Origin of the sequence: Alienimonas chondri, assembly GCF_013036045.1 — a bacterium.
Classification (GTDB): Bacteria; Planctomycetota; Planctomycetia; order Planctomycetales; family Planctomycetaceae; genus Alienimonas; species Alienimonas chondri.
The window spans coordinates 25,911-32,104 of record NZ_WTPX01000042.1 but is presented as its reverse complement, the minus strand read 5'-3'; the positions used below and the strand labels follow the sequence as shown (position 1 = coordinate 32,104).

Sequence of the window (6,194 nt, the reverse complement as noted above, 5' to 3'; positions counted from 1 at the left end):
CGGCGGCCCCCGCCCCCCCGTCGGGCAGCCGCCCGCGGAGCCGGAATTGAACGATTTTCTCGCCGGGTTGCCGGCCGAAACGGGCAGCGGATCGGCCGTCCTTTCCGGCGCCCGCCCGCGCTCCGGAATCAAACCCCGGTCAGGCATTCGCCGGGCGGGCGGCCCCAAGTCCGACATCCTCCACGGTGGCGACCCCACGCCTCCGCCGGCCGCAGACGCCCCCAGTTCCTCGACCGGCGAGTCGGCAGAACACACGCCCGCCCCCGGCAGCGGGCGATTCGATTTCCTCGGCGGCGCCGATACGCCTGATCACGCTTCCGGCGGACCGGGTTCCTCGACGTCCCACCTTGGTCCAGGATCGGGGATCGATTCGGGATTCGACTTCGGCTCAAGTACGCAGGTGGAACCCGGCAGCGGGGCGAGGAGCGGCATCCGCACCGGCCCGGGTTCCGGGATCGGAGCCGCCCCCGGGTCGAGTTCGTCGATCGACGCATTCGAAGTTCCCGGCAGCGGAACCCTCCCCGCCACCGAGGTCCCGTCTGCCTCTCGCGTACGACCGAGGCGGACGGAGAACGCTGCCGGACTGAAGACGAAGTGGCCCTGGATCGCGGCCGCGGCAGTCGGCCTGCTGATCGCGATCGGGCTGGGGATTTGGCTCAGCGGGGGCGACGATGACCCGGAACCGAACGTCGTCCCCGATTCGCCCGAAGTGACCGAGGACGACAGGCCGCTGACCGTCGGCCCCGAGGGGCGCTTCCCTTCCCTAACGGCGGCGATCAGCTACCTCAAGGAGCAGGACGATCCGCTCGGGCCGGAGGAGGCGAGAGTCGTCCTTCTGCCCAAGGGGGTGATCACTGAGCGATTGATCGCGGACGGCAGCGGATTCGACTTCCCCGAGTACGTCACTTTTCAGGGGCACGCCGACGGCACGGTTTTTCGCACCCCCGGCGCGGCGCCGTCGATCGCGATCACCGGCTTGGTGAGAGGATTGACCCTGGAAAACCTGACGGTCGATGCCGAGGAGAAAGCGGTGGCGGTCGAGGTGGCCGTCGGTTTGAACGAATCCCGGATCAAAGGCCTCACGATCGAAGGGCTGACCGGCACGGGCATTCTGCTTCGGGGCCTGTCCAATGACGGATTTGACCTGGAAGGCGTCACGATCACCTCGCCGGAAGGCGGCGACCCGGAGGCGATCGGAATCCAGATTGTCGAGGGAGGCGTGAACACACTGACGGTGACGGGCGGTTCGATCACCGGGGCGGCCGTCGGAGTGGACGTCGACGCGAACGTGACGGACGTCACGCTTTCGGGACTGCGGATCGCCTCCGGAACGGACGGCGTGCGGTTCGGCGACGCGGAGACCGGGCGCGTCGCATTGAAGAACGTAACGTTAAAGGATCTCGTGTTCGCAGGCCTCACGCGCGGCGTCGCCTTCGGCAACGCCCCCCGTCAAAACAGCGAGGGACTCGTGATCGCCGACTGCGAGTTCGGCGACACGGAGGAACCCATCGCCCCCTCGACCCATACGGCGGAGATCAAAGCCGCCCTCAACGCCGACGCCAGCACGGGCAACCGGGCGGAAAACGCCTCGGCGGATCCACTCGGACTTTTCCCTTAACCATTCGCCCCCTCTTCTCGCGACGAAGGGCGACAGGGGCACGTCGGCCTCCGCGTCTGCGAAGGAACCGCGGCGCACAGGGTTCAACTCGCCTGAACGGTCCACCAGATCGCCGCGGAGGCGACGAGGATCGTGTAGACGAACAGGGCGCACAGCAACCAACCGATCAACTTGCCGGCCCGGCCGTCTTCCATCGCAAATTGGCGATACTCGTCCGCCGTAAACGGGTCCGCCCCGGACCGAGACGCTACGACGGTGGCCGTCGATTCATGCGTTCCCGCGGGAGCCGACGGTGCGTCGGGCGTCCCCACGGCGACGGCGGCGGTCGGAGCAGGCGATTCCGGCATCGCCCCACTGTAGCAGACCCCGCCGCCGCCCTCACGCCCCGTGCCGGCGCTCACCCGTGCCGGCGCTCAAATGATGTCCGCCGGCCGAACGGCGGAGAGCAGCGACGCCAATAGATCGTCCGTCGGGTGCGGGTGTCCGAGGTGCTGGCGAAACCCCTCCCCATACTCCACCCCGATCAATTCGCCGCGGGCGGCGGACCAGCGACGGGTTCCGGCGAGGTATTCGTCGATCCCGTGCTGCCGACGGAGCCACGCCCGTTGGCTGTCGTGGCAGGCCAGCAGTTCGAGCTTCCGTTCGATCTGCCCCGTCACGTCCACGACGATCCCGGGTCGCCACGGCTCGCCCAGCGGCCCGGCATGCCCGACGGGATCGCAGTAGTAGAGGTAGGGCACGCGCTCCGTGGCCGGTTCGCCGCACTCGTAAAGCGGCACCGAAGCCGCGAACGCCGCGTCGCGAACGAGTCGGCTGGTGATCTCGTGATCGCTCATGTAGTCGATCGGAGGGGCCGTCAGGATGAGATCCGGCTTCGCCCGCCGAACCGCCGCGGTCACCGCCCGCCGGCTGGCGTCGTCGTGGGTGATGCACAAGTCATACAGGCCGACGCACTCGTAACTCGCGCCCAGCAACTCTGCCGACCGCCGCGACTCCGCGGTGCGCAACGCGCCGATCTCTTCTCGGGACAGGTCGGCGCTGCCGAGGTCGCCGGCGGTCAGCGTCGCGGTCGCGATCTCGCATCCCAGATCCGCAAGCCGGCAGAGCGTCCCGCCGCACAGAATTTCCAGGTCATCCGGATGAGAGTGGATCGCCAACACGCGCGGCGGGCTGGAATCGGTTCGTGCGGCGTTCATCGAGGGCGATTTCGGTAAGGTAGCGGCCGGTCCGATTCATTCGTCCATCCGGGCGATTCAGAATCGTGCCCTTCCCCGCTCCGCGACACCAGTCCCGACCGCCCCGGCCTTCCCATCGTGCCGCATCCTCTCCCGCTGACTCGCGTCCCCGCCCTGCTGTTCGACAGCGCCGCCGACGCCGATTCCCACGCCGCTCTGGTCGTCGCCGGTCTTGTTCGGGAACGCAACAGCGGCGGCCAACGGACGGTCCTCGGCCTGCCGACCGGCTCCACGCCGATCGGCGTCTATCGCGAACTGATTCGATTGCACAAGGAGGAAGGGCTCGACTTCTCGAACGTCGTCACCTTCAACCTCGATGAATACTGGCCGATGCCGGCGGAGGATCGGCACTCGTACCACCACTTCATGCGGGAGACGTTCTTCGATCACGTCAACCTGAAACCGGAGAACACGCATCTGCCCCCCGGCGACGTCCCCCGCCGCGACGTCGACGCCGCCTGCGCCGAGTACGAGGCGAAGATCCGCAAGGCCGGCGGGATCGACCTGCAACTACTGGGCATCGGGCGGACCGGGCACGTCGGCTTCAACGAACCCGGCAGCCCCCCGGACGGCCGCACCCGGTTCGTCACGCTCGATCCGCTGACCCGAGCCGACGCCGCCCCCGGATTCTTCGGCGAGGAGAACGTCCCGCTGCACGCCATCACGATGGGCGTCGGCACCATCCGCGAGGCGAAGAAGGTGCTGATTCTCGCCCTCGGCGAACACAAGGCGCCGGTGGTGCGTTCGGCGCTGGAGGACGCCCCGACCGATCGCGTCCCCGCCACGCTGCTGAACGGTCACCCGGACCTCACCTATCTCTTGGATCGCGGCGCCGCCGCGGAGCTGACCACCGTCAAGACGCCGTGGCGATCCGGCCCGATCGACTGGGACGACCGCAGCGAGACCAAGGCGATGGTGTGGGTCGCCGACCGCTGCGGAAAGGCCCTGACGAAGCTGCAGACCCGCGACCTGCTCGAACATGACCTGCACGAATTACTCCGCGAACGCGGCCCGGTCGAGACGCTGCGGAACCGCGTGTTCGACCGTCTCGACGCCACGCTCTGCACCCACCCCGCGGGCGACGGTTCGAAGCAGAAAAAGACGGTGCTGGTCTTCAGTCCGCACCCGGACGACGACGTGATCTCGATGGGCGGCACGCTCATCCTGCTGTGCGATCACGGCCATGACGTGCACGTCTCCTACCAAACCAGCGGCGCCACCGCGGTATTCGACCATGACGTGCGGCGCCACCTCGACTTCGTCAGCGCCTTCGGGCACCTGTTCGACATCGCCCCCCTGGTCGATACCGAAACGGAAGGCGAGTTGCCGGACCGCCTGATCGCCTCGCTGGAGGAAAAGCCGCCCGGGGAGCCGGACAGCCCGGAGGTGTGGAAGCTGAAGGCGTTGATTCGCCGTACCGAGGCCGTCGCCGCCGCGGAGGAAGCCGGCGTCCGCCGCGATCGCTGTCACTTTCAGAACCTGCCCTTCTATGAAACCGGCCGCGTCACGAAGCAGCCGATTAGCCAAGAGGACGTCGACAACACGGTCGAATTGCTGCGGAAGGTGGACCCCGACCAAGTGTACTTGGCCGGCGACCTCCGCGATCCGCACGGCACGCACCGTCGGTGCGCCCGGGTCGTGGGCCGCGCGCTGGAAGAAGTGGCGTCCGAAGGCATCAAACCGGAGGTTTGGCGTTATCGCGGAGCCTGGCAGGAGTTCGAACCGCACGAGATCGACCGGGCCGTTCCCATCAGCCCCGAAGTGACGGCCCGGAAACGGCGGGCGATCTTCAAGCACGAGACGCAGAAGGACCGTCCCGTCTTCCCCGGTCACGACGACCGTGAATTCTGGGTGCGAGCCGAGGAACGCACCAAGGCGACCTCCGCGGCCTATGACGTGCTCGGCTTGCCGGAGCACTACGCCATCGAAGCTTTCGCCCGCGGCGCCCGCTGACGCGGAAGAACGCACCGGGGGCCGAACGGCCTGCGAGAAAGCGGTTTTTGGGCGGACTCACGAACGTGCGCCCACTAATCGCTTGCCACCCGCACGGTCGTTCACTACCGTCGGGTCGAAGGGTGTGCGCAGGAACACCGGTGGCCGGACCCCCACCGCCCATGTGCCGCACAGTCCTTCGGGTTCCCGTCACACGTTTAACCCCCACCGACCGATGGCCCGCGGCGACAAGCTGACTCCCCGACAGCGCGAGATCTACGAATTTCTCCGGGGCAAGATCATCGATCGCGGGTACGGCCCGACGGTGCGGGAAATCGGCAACGAATTCGGCATCAAGTCGCCCAACGGCGTGATGTGTCACCTTAAGGCACTGGAGAAGAAGGGCCTCATCACGCGGGAGGAGAAGATGTCCCGCGCGATCGAGTTGTCCCACAAGCCGCGGGCGAAAACGGAACTGCCGTTCGTCGGTCAGATCGCGGCCGGCAATCCGGTGCTGGCGGAGGAAGACCTCGAAACGATGGACTTCGCCGACCTGTTCGACGGCGACGATAAAATGTGCCTGAAGGTGAAGGGCGACAGCATGATCGACGCCCATATCACGGAGGGCGATTACGTCGTCATTCGCCGCCAGCAGACCTGTCGTGACGGCGACATCGTCGTCGCCGCGGTCGATGGCACCGAGGCGACGCTGAAGACCTTTTATCGCGAAAAGGATCGCATTCGGCTGCAGCCGGAGAACAGCGAAATGGAACCGATCTACGCCCGCGACGTGCAGGTCGTCGGCGTGCTGGAAAGCGTCATCCGGCGGGTTTGATCCCTTTCGTAGATTGACCTCGACGGTCCGTAACGGTCTGCCTCCATGTCCCCGACGTTCGTCGTGCGACCGGAGACTCCTGCGGACCGCGATGCCGTGCGTGCCGTTCACGAATCGGCTTTCGGACGGGCGGACGAAGCGGACATCGTCGACCAACTCCGCGATCGGGCCGCTGAGTATCTCGGGTACGTCGCGACGGAGGGGGATCAGGTCGTCGGACACGTGGCATTCAGCCGGACATCCATCGAGCCTCCCCCTCCGAGTGGGTTCCTGAGCTTCGGACTTGCCCCGCTGGCAACGCGGCCTGAGCATCAGGGGAACGGGATCGGCTCCGCCTTGGTGCGGCAGGGTCTCGATGCCTGTCGCGATCGCGGCGCCGTCGCCGTGTTCGTCCTCGGAGACCCGAAGTACTACGGCCGATTCGGCTTCGTGCCGGCAGACGAGTTCGATTTGCGATCTGAGTACGACGCCCCGCCGGGAGCGTTCGCAGTGGCGGCGCTTCTCCCCGAGATGCTCGACGACGTCCGAGGAACGGTTCGCTACGACCCCGCACTGTCGGCATGAATCCTCACGG

Annotated in this window: 5 protein-coding genes and 1 pseudogene; 4 read left to right on the top strand and 2 right to left on the bottom strand. The window is 67.1% G+C overall.

The genetic code is table 11. The features are described 5' to 3' along the window. Positions 1 to 1,618: pseudogene (locus tag LzC2_RS08410) on the top strand (hypothetical protein); the annotation flags it as partial. A gap of 83 nt (positions 1,619 to 1,701) precedes the next feature. Here the strand turns inward: LzC2_RS08410 and LzC2_RS08405 are convergent. Beyond that, positions 1,702 to 2,019 carry a hypothetical protein gene (locus tag LzC2_RS08405; protein WP_171185789.1) on the bottom strand — a complete coding sequence of 106 codons (318 nt, stop codon included), beginning with the start codon at positions 2,017 to 2,019 and terminating at the stop codon, positions 1,702 to 1,704. 12 nt (positions 2,020 to 2,031) lie between these two features. Then, positions 2,032 to 2,814, bottom strand: a complete 783-nt coding sequence (locus tag LzC2_RS08400) for a PIG-L deacetylase family protein (protein WP_171185787.1) — start codon at positions 2,812 to 2,814, stop codon at positions 2,032 to 2,034. A gap of 117 nt (positions 2,815 to 2,931) precedes the next feature. Here LzC2_RS08400 and nagB point away from each other — a divergent pair, with 117 nt between their 5' ends. From nagB to LzC2_RS08385, 3 genes are all read left to right on the top strand, one after another. Continuing rightward, positions 2,932 to 4,806, top strand: a complete 1,875-nt coding sequence (nagB, locus tag LzC2_RS08395) for a glucosamine-6-phosphate deaminase (RefSeq protein ID WP_315854584.1) — start codon at positions 2,932 to 2,934, stop codon at positions 4,804 to 4,806. A gap of 214 nt (positions 4,807 to 5,020) precedes the next feature. Further along, positions 5,021 to 5,620 carry a transcriptional repressor LexA gene (lexA, locus tag LzC2_RS08390; RefSeq protein WP_171185785.1) on the top strand — a complete coding sequence of 200 codons (600 nt, stop codon included), beginning with the start codon at positions 5,021 to 5,023 and terminating at the stop codon, positions 5,618 to 5,620. A gap of 45 nt (positions 5,621 to 5,665) precedes the next feature. Beyond that, on the top strand, positions 5,666 to 6,184 hold the full coding sequence (locus LzC2_RS08385; protein ID WP_171185782.1) for a GNAT family N-acetyltransferase: 519 nt from the start codon (positions 5,666 to 5,668) through the stop codon (positions 6,182 to 6,184). The last annotated feature ends 10 nt before the right edge of the window (positions 6,185 to 6,194 follow it).